Annotated in this window: 16 protein-coding genes; 9 read left to right on the top strand and 7 right to left on the bottom strand. The window is 34.4% G+C overall.

Annotation, left to right across the window (positions count from 1 at the left end; all coding sequences use genetic code 11):
• Nucleotides 1-35 precede the first annotated feature (35 nt).
• From AC3WRL_RS15000 to AC3WRL_RS14990, 3 genes are read left to right on the top strand one after another with little or no spacing between them, the layout of a single operon-like run.
• On the top strand, nt 36-1049 hold the full coding sequence (locus tag AC3WRL_RS15000) for an NAD-dependent epimerase/dehydratase family protein (RefSeq protein WP_214826934.1): 1014 nt from the start codon (nt 36-38) through the stop codon (nt 1047-1049).
• Nucleotides 1050-2813, top strand: coding sequence for an AMP-dependent synthetase/ligase (locus AC3WRL_RS14995; RefSeq protein WP_492330652.1), 1764 nt, complete (start codon nt 1050-1052; stop codon nt 2811-2813). It abuts the gene before it with no gap.
• 58 nt (nt 2814-2871) lie between these two features.
• Nucleotides 2872-3930 carry a diphosphomevalonate decarboxylase gene (locus tag AC3WRL_RS14990; protein ID WP_492330651.1) on the top strand — a complete coding sequence of 353 codons (1059 nt, stop codon included), beginning with the start codon at nt 2872-2874 and terminating at the stop codon, nt 3928-3930.
• A gap of 221 nt (nt 3931-4151) precedes the next feature.
• Here AC3WRL_RS14990 and AC3WRL_RS14985 read toward each other — a convergent pair whose 3' ends face one another.
• Nucleotides 4152-5234 carry an endonuclease/exonuclease/phosphatase family protein gene (locus AC3WRL_RS14985; RefSeq protein WP_261512856.1) on the bottom strand — a complete coding sequence of 361 codons (1083 nt, stop codon included), beginning with the start codon at nt 5232-5234 and terminating at the stop codon, nt 4152-4154.
• 133 nt (nt 5235-5367) lie between these two features.
• Here AC3WRL_RS14985 and AC3WRL_RS14980 point away from each other — a divergent pair, with 133 nt between their 5' ends.
• Together AC3WRL_RS14980 and gloA2 are read left to right on the top strand one after the other, a co-directional pair.
• Nucleotides 5368-5817 carry a nuclear transport factor 2 family protein gene (locus AC3WRL_RS14980; RefSeq protein ID WP_492330650.1) on the top strand — a complete coding sequence of 150 codons (450 nt, stop codon included), beginning with the start codon at nt 5368-5370 and terminating at the stop codon, nt 5815-5817.
• Nucleotides 5818-5824: 7 nt separating this feature from the next.
• On the top strand, nt 5825-6202 hold the full coding sequence (gene gloA2, locus AC3WRL_RS14975; protein ID WP_492330649.1) for an SMU1112c/YaeR family gloxylase I-like metalloprotein: 378 nt from the start codon (nt 5825-5827) through the stop codon (nt 6200-6202).
• A 3-nt stretch (nt 6203-6205) separates the two neighbouring features.
• On the opposite strand, the gene AC3WRL_RS14970 is transcribed toward gloA2, so the two are convergent.
• Together AC3WRL_RS14970 and AC3WRL_RS14965 are read right to left on the bottom strand one after the other, a co-directional pair.
• Nucleotides 6206-6589 (bottom strand): DUF1634 domain-containing protein, encoded by a 384-nt coding sequence (locus AC3WRL_RS14970; RefSeq protein ID WP_214826927.1) that lies wholly within the window; start codon nt 6587-6589, stop codon nt 6206-6208.
• On the bottom strand, nt 6586-7416 hold the full coding sequence (locus tag AC3WRL_RS14965; protein WP_214826926.1) for a sulfite exporter TauE/SafE family protein: 831 nt from the start codon (nt 7414-7416) through the stop codon (nt 6586-6588). The genes AC3WRL_RS14970 and AC3WRL_RS14965 overlap by 4 nt, the downstream gene beginning before the upstream one ends.
• Before the next feature lie 87 nt (nt 7417-7503).
• Between AC3WRL_RS14965 and AC3WRL_RS14960 the strand changes: the two genes are divergently transcribed.
• Nucleotides 7504-8052, top strand: coding sequence for a DUF1543 domain-containing protein (locus AC3WRL_RS14960; RefSeq protein WP_261512853.1), 549 nt, complete (start codon nt 7504-7506; stop codon nt 8050-8052).
• A gap of 195 nt (nt 8053-8247) precedes the next feature.
• Nucleotides 8248-9357, top strand: a complete 1110-nt coding sequence (locus AC3WRL_RS14955) for a 5-(carboxyamino)imidazole ribonucleotide synthase (protein WP_214826920.1) — start codon at nt 8248-8250, stop codon at nt 9355-9357.
• 52 nt (nt 9358-9409) lie between these two features.
• Here the strand turns inward: AC3WRL_RS14955 and AC3WRL_RS14950 are convergent, their stop codons facing one another.
• The 3 genes from AC3WRL_RS14950 to AC3WRL_RS14940 all read right to left on the bottom strand — a co-directional run bounded on the left by AC3WRL_RS14950 (nt 9410) and on the right by AC3WRL_RS14940 (nt 12371).
• Entirely contained in the window at nt 9410-10042 is a 633-nt protein-coding gene (locus AC3WRL_RS14950; RefSeq protein ID WP_214826916.1) for an HdeD family acid-resistance protein, read from the bottom strand.
• Nucleotides 10043-10396: 354 nt separating this feature from the next.
• Entirely contained in the window at nt 10397-11308 is a 912-nt protein-coding gene (locus AC3WRL_RS14945) for a DMT family transporter (RefSeq protein WP_214826912.1), read from the bottom strand.
• Nucleotides 11309-11387: 79 nt separating this feature from the next.
• Entirely contained in the window at nt 11388-12371 is a 984-nt protein-coding gene (locus AC3WRL_RS14940; protein WP_492330648.1) for a zinc-dependent alcohol dehydrogenase family protein, read from the bottom strand.
• A gap of 73 nt (nt 12372-12444) precedes the next feature.
• On the opposite strand from AC3WRL_RS14940, the gene AC3WRL_RS14935 reads away from it, so the two are divergent.
• Both AC3WRL_RS14935 and purE read left to right on the top strand, forming a co-directional pair.
• The gene (locus tag AC3WRL_RS14935; protein WP_492330647.1) at nt 12445-13323 is read left to right on the top strand and encodes a helix-turn-helix domain-containing protein; all 879 of its coding nucleotides are present in this window, start codon (nt 12445-12447) and stop codon (nt 13321-13323) included.
• Nucleotides 13324-13405: 82 nt separating this feature from the next.
• Complete coding sequence (gene purE / locus AC3WRL_RS14930; RefSeq protein WP_214826905.1) at nt 13406-13909, top strand: 5-(carboxyamino)imidazole ribonucleotide mutase; 504 nt, start codon at nt 13406-13408, stop codon at nt 13907-13909.
• 46 nt (nt 13910-13955) lie between these two features.
• Here the strand turns inward: purE and AC3WRL_RS14925 are convergent, their stop codons facing one another.
• Entirely contained in the window at nt 13956-15515 is a 1560-nt protein-coding gene (locus AC3WRL_RS14925) for a BspA family leucine-rich repeat surface protein (protein ID WP_492330646.1), read from the bottom strand.
• Nucleotides 15516-15531 lie beyond the last annotated feature (16 nt).

Genomic DNA, 15531 nt, shown 5'->3' with positions numbered 1-15531 from the left:
ATAATTTAGTCAACAATCAAGTAGGAATATAATTGATGGTTTTTGTAACGGGAGCAACCGGAATTTTGGGCCGCGTAATTATTTTAGAACTTCTTAAGAGAGGTAAAAATGTACGAGGCGCCAAAAGACCCACAAGTAATTTAAACGAAGTAAGACATTCGTATCAGTTTTATACTGAAAATCCAGATGATTTTTTTAACAAGATCGAATGGATAGATGTTGATTTTGACGATATCAATTCACTGGAAAATGCTTTGAAAGGAGTAGATGAAGTGTATCACTGCGCCGCAAAAGTAAGTTTTCATCCACAAGATGGAAAGGAGATGTACCATACAAATATCAAAGGTACTGAACGTCTTTTATTTGCCTGTGAAGGTTCTCAGGTAACAAAATTTCTACATGTAAGCTCTGTGGCTGTTTTAGACGGCTTCAATGAAAAAGGAGAGCTTGACGAAGATTCTGATTTTAATCCAAAAATTGATCATCCTGCATACGCCATTTCTAAGCATTTATCAGAAATGGAAGTATGGAGAGCTTCAGCGGAAGGTTTAAATACGATCATCATCAATCCGGCTATTATCATAGGCAGTGGAAACTGGACTCAAAGCAGTGGTGAGCTTTTTTCAACTTTTGAGAAAAATAATTTTACATTTTCTGGTGGTTCATCATACGTTGATGTTCGGGACGTTGCCAGGATCTCTATAGAACTTATGGAGAATAACATTTTTGGTGAACGTTTTATCTTGGTCTCTGAAAATAAAAGATATGCAGAAGTAGGTAATTATATCCGTAAAAAACTAGGATTAAAAGACGCCCGGATTTTATCCCAAGCAGAGCTTAATGCCGGAAGAACAGCCAATATACTCTTTGGTTGGTTGATTCCTAAATTAAAGATGGTTACAAAATCTAATATTGAATCTATCACTTCATTCAACACCATTTCCAGTCAAAGAATTAAAGAAAAGTTGAATTATCAATTCATTCCCGTAAAAGATAGTATTGATTTTCATCTCAATAATTACATTAACGACAAAAAGCTGAATAAATAAATGAATCTTGCAGAGGCTATTATCAGTAAAAATATAGAAAAGCATCCTTTAAAGTCAGCAATTGGTTTTAAAAGTAAAGAGGTTTGGAAAGAACTTAGCTGGAAAAAATTCAGCGAAATGATTTTTAAAACTGCCAATGCGCTTAAAAATGCAGGAATCCAGGAAAATGATAAAGTGGCTATTTATTCAGACAATTCTGCTGAATGGATGATGTTTGATCTGGCTTCATTGTCTATCGGAGCCATTACGGTACCAATTTATTCTACCAACAATGCAGAACAGGCGGAATATATTATCAGGGATTCTCAGGCTAAAGCTGTTTTAGTAGGAGATCAGGCTCAGTATGATGCTTGTTTTGAACTGTTAAGTAAAGAGGATAATGATCTTCAGACCATTGTTGTCACTAAAAAAGCAGTCTGGATAAAAAAAGAAAATGCATCTTATTTGGAAGACTTTATTGCAAAGGCGTCTCCAGAATTGGAAATCTCTAAAAAGGAATATGAAGATGTAGCTACATTGATTTATACTTCCGGAACCACTGGAACTCCTAAAGGTGTAATGCTTACACACGGTAATTTTGTAAAGGCTTTTGATGCCCACTTTGAGTTTTTTAAGTTTAAAAATTTCGAAGAAGAACTTTCACTGGCATTTTTACCATTAAGCCACGTTTTTGAAAGAAGCTGGAGCTTACTTTCATTGTATGGAGGGGCAAGGGTTTATTTTTTAGAAGATCCTAAAAATATTGCTAAAGCCCTGGTGGAAATAAAGCCAACAATGATGTGTGCGGTTCCAAGATTTTTCCAGAAGATTTATGCTGGAGTAAATGATATGGCAGCAGAAAGCTCACCATTTAAGAAAAAGATCTTTAATTGGGCTTTAGAAGTTGGTAAACAAACAGCCGAATTAAGAAGAAATGATCATCCTGCTCCATTTGGATTGAAAATTAAAGAATCCATTGCCAATATGTTGGTCTTTAGTAAGATCAAAGAGAAAATGGGTGGACGATTATGGTTTTTACCTTGTGGCGGAGCTTCTTTATCTCCTGAAGTGACCCGATTCTTTGAATCTGTAGGAATCCATGTGACAGTAGGATATGGTCTTACTGAAACTACAGCTACGTTAACTCTTTTTCCCTTAACTCATTTTGAACATGCTACCAGTGGGAAACCCTTACCCGGAGTTGAGGTTCGAATTAGCGATAATGATGAAATTCAGGCCAGAGGAAATGGGATTATGAAAGGCTACTATAATAAACCTGAAGAAACGAAAGCGGTATTTACGGAAGATGGGTGGTTTAAAACCGGGGATGCTGGAAAATTTGATGATAACGGAAATCTGATCATTACAGATAGGATCAAGGATCTCATGAAAACTTCCAATGGGAAATATATTGCCCCACAACAGATTGAGAATTTGCTGACCAATAATAATTATATCCAGCAGATTGTATTGATTGCTGAAGGAAGACAGTTTGTTTCAGCCTTAATAGTTCCTAATTTTGAATTTTTAGAAGACTATATCAAGAAAAATAATATTCCATTTACCAGTTGGGAAGAAATTGTTAAAAAAGAAGAAATTATCGATCTTTATAAAAATAAAATAAAAGAACTACAGGAGCATCTGGCAGATTTCGAGAAGGTGAAAAAATTCACCCTTATGCCTGCAGAATTTGATATTAACACGGGGGAAATCACTCCTACTTTGAAGATCAAGAGAAATGTAGTTCTGAAGAGATATGAAGATATTATTGAGAAGATGTATTAGTAGGTAGCCACCATTCGATGATTTTTATTGAAATGATATGGCACATTTAAATTAAATTATGACAACACAAGAATTTCTAGGAAAAGAAAATTATACAATTCATTCGCAGATGGTTTCAGAAAGCTGTCCATCAAATATTGCACTGATTAAATATTGGGGGAAATATGCAAATCAGATTCCTGCAAACCCAAGTATCAGCTATACTCTTAATCATTGTAAAACAAATACGACCATAGAATTTCTGGCTGATGAAGCTTTCTCTGTACAAACTTTTTTGTCGGGAATTGAAGAAGTAAAGTTTGCTGAAAAAATAGAAAAATACTTTAAAAATATAGAACAATATTTACCTTGGATTTTAAAAGGAAAATATAGTATTAAAACAGAAAATACATTTCCACACAGCTCTGGTATTGCAAGTTCAGCTTCTGGGTTTGGAGCTATTGCAAAATGTCTGATGAAGCTGGAGGAAACTTTTTCAGGAAATATTTCTCAGGAAGACTCCCTACGAAAAGCATCATTTTTGGCAAGGTTGGGAAGTGGAAGTGCATGCAGAAGTCTGTACAATGGATTAGTGGTTTGGGGAGATTCTGATGAGGTTTCAGGAAGTTCAGATTTATTTGCTGTGCAATATCCAAATACTGAAGTTCACGAGATTTTTAAGGATTTCAATGACTGGGTTTTATTGATCCATGAAGGTCAGAAAAGTGTATCCTCAACAGTAGGGCATGGTTTGATGACTACAAATCCTTATGCCGAAAGAAGATTTCAAGAGGCCAGAGAAAACTTTATTCCGATGAAGGCAATACTTAAAAGTGGTAATCTTGAAAGCTTTATTAAATTAGTAGAACATGAAGCATTAACTCTTCATGCAATGATGATGATGAGTGATCCTGCATTTATTTTGATGAAGGCAGGAACTATGGAAGTAATTAACAAGATCTGGGATTTTAGAAAAGACACGAAACTACCATTATTCTTTACTTTGGATGCAGGGGCAAATGTCCACCTTCTATTTCCAAATGATGGTTCTGAAGAAAAAATAAAAAGTTTTATTGAAGCAGAGTTATTACAGCACACTCAAAAAAATGGGGTAGTGAAAGATATAATGAAATTTTAATGACATAAAAAATAATACAAACGGGCTTTAGCCCGTTTTTTTGTGAAGTTAAAGTGTTTTTTGGTTCGAATATCTTGGTTTCCAACCATAAAAAAAGGGATAAATTCTGTTTTTTTATGGATCCTTTTTTGACACCAAAAAGTTCCGAAAATTCTTATCGTGTTTCGAATAGGTAATAATAAAATGTACGATCAATAGGAGCTGTTCACTGAAAAAGCAAATTAATCTTCTGTAACCACAGCATCACGCTCGCCATCTTCTTTTTTTCCTTCCTGAATCATTTCTTCTGCTTCCGCTTTTTCTTCTAAAGTCGCATCTTCAATTCTTTCCTCCTGCCCGTCATTATGATGATCTATAAAAAACTCACAATAGACTGGTAAATGATCTGAACCAAAATTTTCCAGGGTTTTAAGATCTTTAATAAAAATGTCTTCACTGTGAAACATTAAGTCGATCGGAAATCTTAATAAACGATATTTTGCATGAAAGGTAGAAACAAAGGCACGTCCGATTCTTGGATCGATAAGGTGACTGGTTTTTCTGAATAATATAGATGATTTTGACCAGGCAACATTATTGAAATCACCAACAACAATAACTGGAATTTTGATGTCTTTTACTCGTTTTGCAATACTTAAAAGATCACCATCTCTTTCTTTTGATGTTTCTTCTTCCGTAGGACTTGGCGGTGGTGGATGAACTCCAAAAAAGACAAAAGAAAAGCCATCTTCGGTTTCCAAGGATATTTCAATGCTTGGAATATCATCAGCAACGAAATAATGTGTTACAGCATTTTTGATTTTGATTTTAGAATAAAAATGCATCCCATAAGTGTTTTCTAAAGTCACTTTATGAGTGTAAGGATAATCTTTTTCGAGAATTCTTAATGCTTTCTCCCAACCACCATTGCTTTCCATAGTCATGAATATCTCCGGTTTGCTTTTTTCAATAAGTTCAACGAATCTATTGTAATCAGTGTTGAACTGATAAACATTGGCAGAAACAAAATGTATTTTTTGGGACGAATGATTATGTTGACGATGTTTTTTAACCTTATAGAGCGGAGTGTATTTTACAAGAATAGAACCATGATGAACAAATAGAATTAATAGGGCACTCTGAAAATACCAAAATTTTTCAGAAGACTCCAAGAAAAAGCCTAAAATGAAGGTAATAACAATAAAATATGTGATTTGAATTTTCCCAAATTCAGGAACCCGAAATATCCAATGCTGATTTTGAATTTTGGGTAATAATGTTAACAGGATCAGTAAACCAATTAAAATCAGGTAAGCACTCCACATATCTCTTAAAATAGGTTGATAAAAGTAGCTTATTTTTACAAGAATTCAAATTAAATTGGCTTTTTTTTAGTTTAAATCAGGTTTGTTTAAAAGGTATTTTTCTTATTTTTAATCAATTAAACTATGAGAAAATATGATCAATAGAATACTTGTTATTGCTTTGTTTTTTAGTTCTTTCTGTTTTGGGCAGGGATCTGAAAATAAGGAAATTGAAAAACCTATCCGGGATCTTTTTTCAGCGATGAAAAATGCGGATCCGGATTTACTAAAATCAACTTTTGCTGAAACCGCAGTTCTACAGACTATCACAAAGGGTGGGGTTGTAAAAACAGATAGTATTAATGATTTTATATCTACGATCTCTAAAGCTTCAAAAGGTGACCTTGATGAGAGGATAATTGTAAAATCTATTAATGTTGATGGAGAACTGGCGAGTGTATTCACTCCATATCAGTTTTATTATAAAGGGAAATTTTCACATTGTGGAGCCAATAGTTTTCAATTGGTAAAACAGAATGATAAGTGGAAAATTCAGTATATTATTGATACAAGAAGGAAGGAGAATTGTGAAAATATCAAATAATTTAAAAATGAAAATTCACCATATAGCTATTATCGGCTCGAATTACGATGTTTCAAAGAAATTTTATACAGAGATTTTAGGATTGAATATGATACGCGAAGTATACCGTGAAGAAAGGCAGTCTTATAAATTGGATCTTGCTATTGGAGATCATTATATCATAGAGCTTTTCTCATTTCCTGATCCGCCAAAAAGGCCATCACGCCCTGAATCATGTGGATTAAGGCATCTTGCGTTTTCTGTAGAGAACGTTAATAAGAAACGTCAGGAGCTCATTGAAAAAGGTCTCAATTGTGAGGAAATTCGTATTGATGAATTTACAGGGAAAGAATTTTTCTTTACCCAGGATCCGGACCAACTTCCTCTGGAATTTTATGAAATGTAAAATTTAGTGAGCATAACCTGTAAAGAAACTGATTGCCATAATGGCTAAAACAATAGATGAGATTACGACATAAACGTAATCTTTTTCTTTTAGATAACCTATCAATGCAAAAACAATTCTCATTAAAGGAGTGAAGATTAGCACAAGAATCCCAAGCTGGATAATAGCCATGCCTTCGCCTTTGCATAAAGAATCCCAAAGCTGACTCCATACTTTTTCTGAAGAAGATCCTGTTTCTAAAGAGGAATAGTTTTTAGGCATTTTAAAGCCTTCAAGGAATAATTTTATAAATCCTATAAGAGATATAATTACGGATAGAATAACCCCAAGTCTTAAAAGGTTTCCTACCGAACGGTTCAAATCAACATCTGTGAAATTCTTTCTCATCGGAAACTTTGATTTATACCGTTATACATCATATAAAGTGAAAGGATAGTAATTACAATAGCAAAAAATACTTTTAATTTTTTTGTTTTAGAAACCATTAATGTTTTAGATCCTATAAAACTTCCTACTACAACACCTACTAACACAGGAGCTACAATAACAGGGATAATTTCACCTCTCTGAAAATAAATTAAAGAACTGGCTACAGCAGTTACCCCAATCATAAAGTTACTGGTCGTAGTTGAAACTTTGAAAGGCAGTTTCATCATATTATCCATTGCCAATACTTTCAATGCACCTGAACCAATTCCTAAAAGCCCAGACATTGCACCGGCAAACATCATCATAAAAAATCCAGGAATAGTATTTCTCGCTGAATAATTTTTAATTACCCCTTTATCGGGGAAAGTTCCATACAACTTAAGTTTATCTTCTAAGCTTCCTTTTATCAAAGGTTCCTGATGATCAGGTTTTCCTTTAATATTAAGAATTACAGTAAGCAGAAGGATACTGGCGAAAATAATTCCGATGGTATTGGGATTAAGAATTCCTGAAACAAGAGCTCCAACGATGGCTCCGGCCGTAGTGGCAATTTCAAGGAACATTCCAATTCTCATATTGGTAAAACCTTCTTTAACGAAAGCTACAGCAGCTCCAGAGGAAGTACCGACTACAGATATTAAAGAAGCTCCGATTGCGTAATGCATAGGAACACCGAAACCCAGTGTCAACAAAGGGATAATGATAACTCCTCCTCCTAAACCGGTAAGCGAGCCTAACAGGCCGGCCGAAATTGCTCCAAGAAAGAGAATAATGATTTCTGACATGAATACAAATATAAAACTATTGCCGTTTTCTGCCAAACTTTCAAAAAGATAAATTTGACGTATTTTTGTGTGAATAAAAAAATGGAAATGAAATTATTCTATGTTATCCTTGGTGCTACACCTCCAGGAAGGAATATTGAACAGCACGATGTATTCTTTGGTATAGCAGAAAGTTTAAAAGACCTCGTTCCGGATATGAAGGATTTCTGGAAAGAGGCTGATGGTAAAATACATATTGACTGTCATCAGGAAGTGAAGTTTGCAGACGGATATGAAGTGAAAATTGTTGAAAAAAGAGACTCTGTTTCTGAAAATCAATTATACTTTATAAACCTGGGTGGATATAAAAAAGGCTTTTTCGAAGAGTTTCATGAGCAGCACCTGATGGTAGGACGATCAATGGGGGAGATTGTGAAAAGAGTAAAAGATACAGAGTTTTATAAGACAATGGGGTTTGAAGGTGCAGTAAGCCATGTTGATGATAAGCACGGAGTAGATATTGATGATATTTTTAATGTCAATGATATTCTTCCACAAAAAATGAAAGAAAAATATTCTATTGTTTTAGAGAAATCAGATACGGAAGATCAGAAAAATCCAATGGGACTGGGATATCTGAAAATAGATAAAGTATAACCTAATAAGAGGGCCGGCTTTTCAAGCCGGCCCTCTTATTTTAAAGTATATTTGAATAAAGTGAAAATTTAGGTAGTAGGATATAAAATTTTTATCTTTGCAAAGTCTTAAACAGACGAATATGTATCGTACTATTATCATTATAAATGGTGAACGATTATTAATACTTAATTGAATATATCTAATTAAAATAGAATGAAAATAGGAATTTTAGGAGGTGGACAACTCGGAAGAATGTTGATACAGAGTGCACTGAATTATGACGATGACTTTTATACTCTGGATCCTGCTTCTGATGCACCTTGTCACAATATTTCGAATTTTACACAGGGAGATTTCAATGATTATGAAACAGTCCTGAATTTTGGTAAGGATAAAGACGTTGTCACAATAGAAATTGAACATGTAAATGCTGAGGCATTGGCAGAGCTTGAAAACCAAGGGGTAAAAGTCGTTCCGAATTCTAAAATCATTAAAACCATTCAACAGAAAATTCTTCAGAAGGAATTTTATAAAGCTCACGATATTCCAAGTCCCGAATTTCAGGTGGTATGGAATAGTGATGAAAAAATTATGATGTCATTACCTTTTGTTCAGAAAATGAATACGGGTGGTTATGATGGAAAAGGTGTTCAGGTCATTAAAACAGAAGCAGATTATCAACATTTATGGAAAGAGGCATCTGTAATAGAAAGTCTTGTTGATATTGATAAAGAACTTTCTGTGATTGTTGCCAGAAATGAAAAAGGAGAGACCAAGACTTTTCCGGTTACAGAGATGGTTGCTGATCCGAAATTAAATCTGTTAGATTTTAATATTTGCCCGGTTTTTCTTAACGAGGATATTGAAAGGCAGATTAATCTGATCACTGAGAAATTTTTAAATGCTGTTAATTCTCCAGGACTTTTTGCTATAGAATTGTTCTTAGATAAGGATGGCAAAGTATGGGTAAATGAAACAGCACCAAGATTACATAATTCCGGACATCAAAGTCAGGAGGGAAATGCAAATTCACAATTTGAACAAATGTACCGGGTGGTTAAAAATTTACCTTTAGCAGATACGGATGCTTTTGGATATAGTGGGATGCTCAATCTGGTAGGAGCTGAAGGCTATGCTGGAAAAGTGATCTATGAAGGAATGGATGAGGTTTTAAAGCTTCCAAAAACCTATGTTCATCTTTATGGAAAAACAGAGACCAAATCAGGAAGGAAAATGGGACACATTAATGTGCTGGCTGACTCGAAAGAAGAACTGATGGAAAAGTTGATAATGATAAAAGGAATGGTAAAAGTGATTGCTTAACGATAAAGATAAAAGACTGCCGAAAAGCAGTCTTTTTTTATTTTAAGCTTCTTTATTTCATTCTGTCATTGATTTCATTTTGAAGCGATTCTATTTTTTCCTTCAATTCACTGCTGAGTTTGCTGGGGTAGTCTTTTATTTTCTTCAAATTGAATGCTAGGATTACGGAAGCAATTCCTACAAAAATGAAAGATAAACCAGTTAAAACAACTAGTGAGATACCAGAGAATATAGGGTTAGCCAAAAGCATAAAAGATAATATAATACCTAAAATACTAAAAATAGCCAGGTTTCCCCATTTAAGTACATGGGCATCTTTTAGGTCAAACGAAATTCCTAATAACTGAAAAGAACGGAACATAACGGTAAATCCTACTATAAAAGGAAGAACGCTCATTGAAATATGAGGATAGGAAACTAGATAGATTCCCATAATGAGGGAGAGTAGCCCTGTGACCAGATATAAGCCCCATCCATTTAAAAATTTGGCGTTATTAAGAGAGAAAAATATATCCGAAATTCCTGAGACGATAAACGATACACTGAAAAGAACGGATAATGCTAAATAAGTTTCAACGGGAGATGAAAATACATAAATTCCACAGACAATAAAGAGAATCCCTAAAATAAGTGGGATATACCAGTGTTTTACTGAGTTTCTAAATGATTTTAATAAATTGGGCATAATCTAAGTGTGTTTTTGTTGCCTACTTTGAAATACGGTGTTCGGCTGGTCCGTTTTTTAATTAGTTTAATTATTGATTCGTTGGTATAAAATGAAAGGCCAAAATTCATGATTTTCACCTGATCTAATTTAATGAAAATAAACTAAAAATAATAGCGTCAGCTGGTTGAAATTATATTATCAATATAGGTTAATTGATTGAAAATCTTCTCAATAATACATGAGAGAATAGGAATCGATAGATAGTCCCGAAAGAAAGATATCCCTTGAAAAGAACTGTAAATAAAAATCTAATTCAAGATATACTTTTCTTGTCAACTAAAATAAAGACGTCTCGACTTGGGGGAATATTCTTTAGGAATCCTGAATTTTTTGTCTTTTAAACATTTCGGGTTTATAATTGATGATAAAGACACCGAAAATAATTAAAACAGCAGCAATGATGAATTTAAAAGAAATACTCTCATTAAGAATGAGCCAGCCTAAAAATATTGCGATGATCGTATTAAAATAAGCCAGAATAGAAACCTGAACAGGTGAAACCCTGGTAAGGGCAAAATGAAAAGCAAAAAATGCGGCTACTGAACCGAAAACAGATAAATAAAGCATGGCTGAAATACTTTTGATACTCCAATTTCCAAAATTATAATCTTGTGAAAATAAAAAAGCAAAAATAATCTGAATAATTCCGGCAAAGGCAAACTGATAAAAGAGATTCAGTGAAATATTTCCACTTTGGATATTTAGTTTCTTGGTAAAAATAGTACCTGAGGCCCATCCGGAAATAGCACAGAACAGGAAGAGGATTCCCATTCTGTAATCTGGATTAGCAAGATCTTTAAGACCATCCCAAAAGATAAAAAGAATTCCGCCGAAACACATTAATACACCCAGAAAAGCTTTAAAGCTAAACTTTTGTAAGCCAATAGCGACACTGCCTAAAAAAACAAGAATAGGAGAGGAGGCACTTATTAATGAAGCAAGACTGCTAGATACCGTTTCTTCAGCTACAGTGGTCATCCCGTTAGCAATCACAAGCATTAATGTAGAGAAAATAATCTGATATTTTAGATTTTTCCATCCTATCCATTTAAATTCTTTTCTGTAAAGAAGGATCGAAAGCATGATAAGGGATGCCAAAAACTGACGTATTCCTGCTACGAACCAGGCAGGTATTGTTTGTACGGCGACCCGGATTGCCAAAAATGTTGTTCCCCAAACAATAGCAACTGTAACGATAGCAAAAAAGAGTTTATAATCTTTCAAAATATAGATGTGAAATGGAACACAAAGATATTTATTTTGAATTGAATTTCGTGCTAATCTTTTTTATTGAAATCCCTATTTAATGAATTTCAATAACCAATTTTCCTGTGTTTTTTTTATTTTCTAAATCGGTATATGCTTCATTTGCGTTTTCTAATGTATAAGCGATCGGATGAAGTATTATTTTTAGTTTTTCTTGTTCAAAAAGCTCAACAGCTTCATTTAATATTTTTCCGAAGTGTTTTCTGCTTTTACCGGATAACAATGGGTATAAAGAGAATACTCCTGAATAGGTTCCATTACGGAAAGAAAGTGGCGCGAGGTTCTGACTGCCCCAACCTAAAATACTTGCAACGTGCCCTGAATATCTTTTTACAGCTTTAAAAGAACTTTCAAGAACATTGCCCCCAACGGTGTCAAGAATAGCATCAAATCCAACTCCATTGGTATATGTTTCTACATAATCTTCTATGGATAAACTTTGGTAATCAATGGATTCAGCACCATATTTTTTTATTGATTCAACCTGATAGGGTGCAACAGTGGTATATACTTTTGCTCCTTTTGCTTTTGCAATTTGTATGGCTACATGGCCTACACCACCACTACCGCCATGAATTAAAACAGTTTGGTTCTGTTGAATATTCATCTGATCTACCAATGCTTCCCAGGCTGTGATAAATACCAAAGGTGTTGCCGCAGCTTCGTAGAATGAAATATTTTTTGGTTTTAATGCCAGCAAGTCAGCATCTGCTGCAATATATTCAGCTAAAGTTCCCTGAAGATCCGAGACCCCTCCTACCAAACCAAATACCTCATCACCTACTTTAAAATTGTGAACATCTTTTCCTACTTCCTCTACAACACCGGCCATATCCAAGCTTAATATCATAGGTAGGACAGCTTCAGCATGAGCAGCCTGTCCATTTTTTATTTTAACATCTAAGGGGTTAAGCCCACTCGCTTTTATTTTAACTAAAACTTCATGGTCTTTTGGTTCCGGTTTGTTTATTTCTTTTAATACCAAAGGTTTTCCAAATTGTTCTAATACTTGTGCTTTCATTTTTTAATGTTGATTTTTTGTTCGTTATTATCATTTAATTATAATACAAAGTTGAAAAATTCATATGGTTAAAATGTTGTATTTTTACATCATTAAAGAGTATATTGTTGCTGTGAAGAAAGATTATCTGAATGAACCTTTTGAACTTGATTTAAAAGAACCAATGGATGCTTGCCCCAGAGGAGAGCACGGGGTTAGTTTCTTTGAACTGGTTTATATTGTGTCAGGAACCGGAACTCAGAACATTAATGGAAATAAGTTTTCTTATAAGGAAGGAGATCTTTTTTTGTTAATGCCGGATGATGTCCACTATTTTAGATTTAAAGCAAAAACACAATTGTTTTTTATCAGGTTTAATCGTATTTTTTTTAGTACGAATCAGTTGGCTTCTTCTTTTTTACAGCAAATTGAACAGCGTTTTTTTAATGCAAATGGTTTTCAGGGTTGTATTATTGACCATAAAGGAGATAACCTTATGATAGAACATATTATGCAAAGTCTGTTGCTCGAAAAAGATGGGATGAGAATTTATGAACGTGAAGTAACCCATTTATTGGTACATTCCGTTTTGGTTATTGTTTCCCGTAATCTTTTGCAGAAAACAAATCTTAAGGTTGGTGAAAAAACAGATGACAAAGCTGCTCATATTATTCAATATGTCCATGAAAATATTTATCATCCTGAAAAGCTATCTGCTGATAATATCAGTAAAGTTTTTGGAATATCCGTTACTTATGTTGGACGTTACTTTAAAAATCAGACTGGAAAAGCATTCACTGAATATATTGCTCAATATAGAATGAAACTCATTGAAAATCGGTTGAAATACAGTGATATGAGGATTAATGAGATAGCAGATGAATTTGGTTTTACAGATAAGAGTCATCTTAATAGATTCTTTAAAAAATCAAATGGGATGTCACCCTCTTTATTTCGCCAGAATAACAATTAGGAAGCAGTTTGGATTTCATGGTAGCAGTAATTTTAAAAAACAGATTTTAATTTTTATCTTTGAAAATCTAATAAAATTGAAGATGGTAGGAATTATTATGGGAAGTCAAAGCGACTTGCCGATCATGGAACAAGCGGCAAATTTTCTGAAAAGCCTCAATATTCCTTATGAGCTTACAGTGGTTTCGGCTCACAGAACACCGGAAAGAATGTTCGATTATGCTAAAACAGCAAAAGAAAGAGGACTAAAAGTAATAATAGCCGGAGCTGGAGGAGCTGCTCATCTTCCCGGAATGGTTGCGAGCTGCACTACGCTTCCTGTAATCGGAGTTCCTATTCTTTCCAGCAATTCAATTGACGGATGGGATTCCGTATTGTCAATTCTTCAAATGCCAGGTGGAATTCCTGTCGCTACTGTAGCACTAAACGGTGCTTTAAATGCAGGGATTCTAGCTGCTAAAATTTTAGGTAGTGGTGATGAACAGGTTGCCCAAAGGCTACAACAATATCAAGATTCTTTAAAAGATAAAGTTTTAGGAACAGTAGATGATATTAAAGCTCAGCATCCTAATCAATACGATAAGTAAAAATTATTTAAATAAAAAGGCCTCACTTAATTAGTGAGGCTTTATGTTATTTTTTAATAAACTTAAACGATTCCGTTTTATTTTTCGTAGTAATCTGTAGTATATAATTTCCTTTTGTTAAGGAACTCACGTTGATCATATCTGTATTAAGAACATTCTGTTGTATCAGTCTGCCATTTGTATCTATTATTTTATAGCTTTTGGTGTCATGTACATGTCTGATATGCAGATTGTCTTCCGCAGGATTAGGATATATGGATGAATTCTGAACATCTGTGTGAACATCAGAGACTGATAATAAACAGTTGCCTGCTGTATCTCCCGACATGCTCCAACCCTTACCGATCAGAATATTTCTTTTACCAACGGCATTGGAGGCATACTGTAGTGGAGCTACTGAAGAGAGAGGTATATTATTTGGAGTAGTAGGATTGTCTGCCCAACCGGAAAGAGTCTTACTGTAATTGTCACAACTGAGTCCCGTATTAGTGAGCATTCCTGAAGCTTCAGATAGGGAGCTGAGATTCCAGTTTCCCAAAGATTGATTAAACAGAGTAGAGCCATTAAACATAAAATCAGTTTTGGTAACCAGTGAAGTATTCCAGTTAAGAGGCTGATTGAAGACAAGGCATCCGTGAAACATATGGGTCATAGTAGTTACAGCTGAGGTATTCCATCCGCCTATATCCTGATTAAAAACCGGAATAAAATGAAACATAAAGGACATGTCTTTTACTTTCGAAGTGTTCCAGCTATCTAATCGTTGATTGAAGTTCAGACATGCAGCAAACATCCAGCCCATATCTTCCACTTTAGAGGTATCCCAATTATTTAGAGATTGATTAAATGCATTTCTTCCCGAAAACATATTGTTCAGGTTTTTAGCTGAAGACATATTCCAGGAATTTAAATAAGGAGAATTAAAGAGGTCTATTGCCTGGGGGTAGTCATTCATTCTTGCAAACATGAATTTAAAATTTTCAATACCTGAAGTATCCCAATTTTGCATAGAACTTGCCCCTAAGAAATTATGGGCATCATAGAACATGAATGAGACATCCGTTACATTATTAAGGTTTGGACTATCGGGAGCGGTAAGCTGCAGTAATCTGCAATGTACAAATGCACTATTCATAGAAGTCCATGAAATATTTCCCCATTTTTCTATTTCTGTAATTTTATCTGAGCTGCCAAACATATTCCATATAAGAACGTAAGAATCTGTCACATTTATAATTTGACATTCACCAAATCTGATTTGCTTAAAAGTACCATTTCCATCACTTACTTTTACGCGATAAGTGGCGCTGGCGATATCAGAATTTAATGAATTTCCAAAGTCAATGAGTACCTGTTTTACAGAGGTTACATTGTTCATGACACCATTGTGCTGTGGATATCCTACTTCTTCCCAGCTTATGGTATAATTTTCACCGATCCCTGGAAACCAAATCTGATTTTGACCTGCAGGATAAGGAGCATCGATATTAATAAGTGGTGTTGTATTTGGCATGTTAGGTTGCCATATGGTGGTAAATTCGTCCTGTGCCTTTATGATGTGACCCAGAAAGAAGAATAAGCTTAAAACTAAAATCTTTTTATACATATTGATGGATTGGATT

The organism is Chryseobacterium sp. FW101-FHT12H09, from assembly GCF_058790395.1.
The sequence above is the reverse complement of the archived record's forward strand: the minus strand, read 5'-3'. Positions and strand labels throughout refer to the sequence as shown.

Bases quoted from the DNA above. Each gene is read 5' to 3' on its own strand.
- AC3WRL_RS14990 (WP_492330651.1), top strand. From the start codon at position 2,872: ATGACAACACAAGAATTTCTAGGAAAAGAAAATTATACAATTCATTCG.
- AC3WRL_RS14970 (WP_214826927.1), bottom strand. From the start codon at position 6,589: ATGAGAAAGAATTTCACAGATGTTGATTTGAACCGTTCGGTAGGAAAC.
- AC3WRL_RS14965 (WP_214826926.1), bottom strand. From the start codon at position 7,416: ATGTCAGAAATCATTATTCTCTTTCTTGGAGCAATTTCGGCCGGCCTG.
- AC3WRL_RS14985 (WP_261512856.1), bottom strand. From the start codon at position 5,234: ATGTGGAGTGCTTACCTGATTTTAATTGGTTTACTGATCCTGTTAACA.
- AC3WRL_RS14955 (WP_214826920.1), top strand. From the start codon at position 8,248: ATGAAAATAGGAATTTTAGGAGGTGGACAACTCGGAAGAATGTTGATA.
- AC3WRL_RS14940 (WP_492330648.1), bottom strand. From the start codon at position 12,371: ATGAAAGCACAAGTATTAGAACAATTTGGAAAACCTTTGGTATTAAAA.
- AC3WRL_RS14995 (WP_492330652.1), top strand. From the start codon at position 1,050: ATGAATCTTGCAGAGGCTATTATCAGTAAAAATATAGAAAAGCATCCT.
- AC3WRL_RS14960 (WP_261512853.1), top strand. From the start codon at position 7,504: ATGAAATTATTCTATGTTATCCTTGGTGCTACACCTCCAGGAAGGAAT.
- gloA2 (WP_492330649.1), top strand. From the start codon at position 5,825: ATGAAAATTCACCATATAGCTATTATCGGCTCGAATTACGATGTTTCA.
- AC3WRL_RS14980 (WP_492330650.1), top strand. From the start codon at position 5,368: ATGATCAATAGAATACTTGTTATTGCTTTGTTTTTTAGTTCTTTCTGT.
- AC3WRL_RS14950 (WP_214826916.1), bottom strand. From the start codon at position 10,042: ATGCCCAATTTATTAAAATCATTTAGAAACTCAGTAAAACACTGGTAT.
- AC3WRL_RS14935 (WP_492330647.1), top strand. From the start codon at position 12,445: ATGTTGTATTTTTACATCATTAAAGAGTATATTGTTGCTGTGAAGAAA.
- AC3WRL_RS14925 (WP_492330646.1), bottom strand. From the start codon at position 15,515: ATGTATAAAAAGATTTTAGTTTTAAGCTTATTCTTCTTTCTGGGTCAC.
- AC3WRL_RS15000 (WP_214826934.1), top strand. From the start codon at position 36: ATGGTTTTTGTAACGGGAGCAACCGGAATTTTGGGCCGCGTAATTATT.
- purE (WP_214826905.1), top strand. From the start codon at position 13,406: ATGGTAGGAATTATTATGGGAAGTCAAAGCGACTTGCCGATCATGGAA.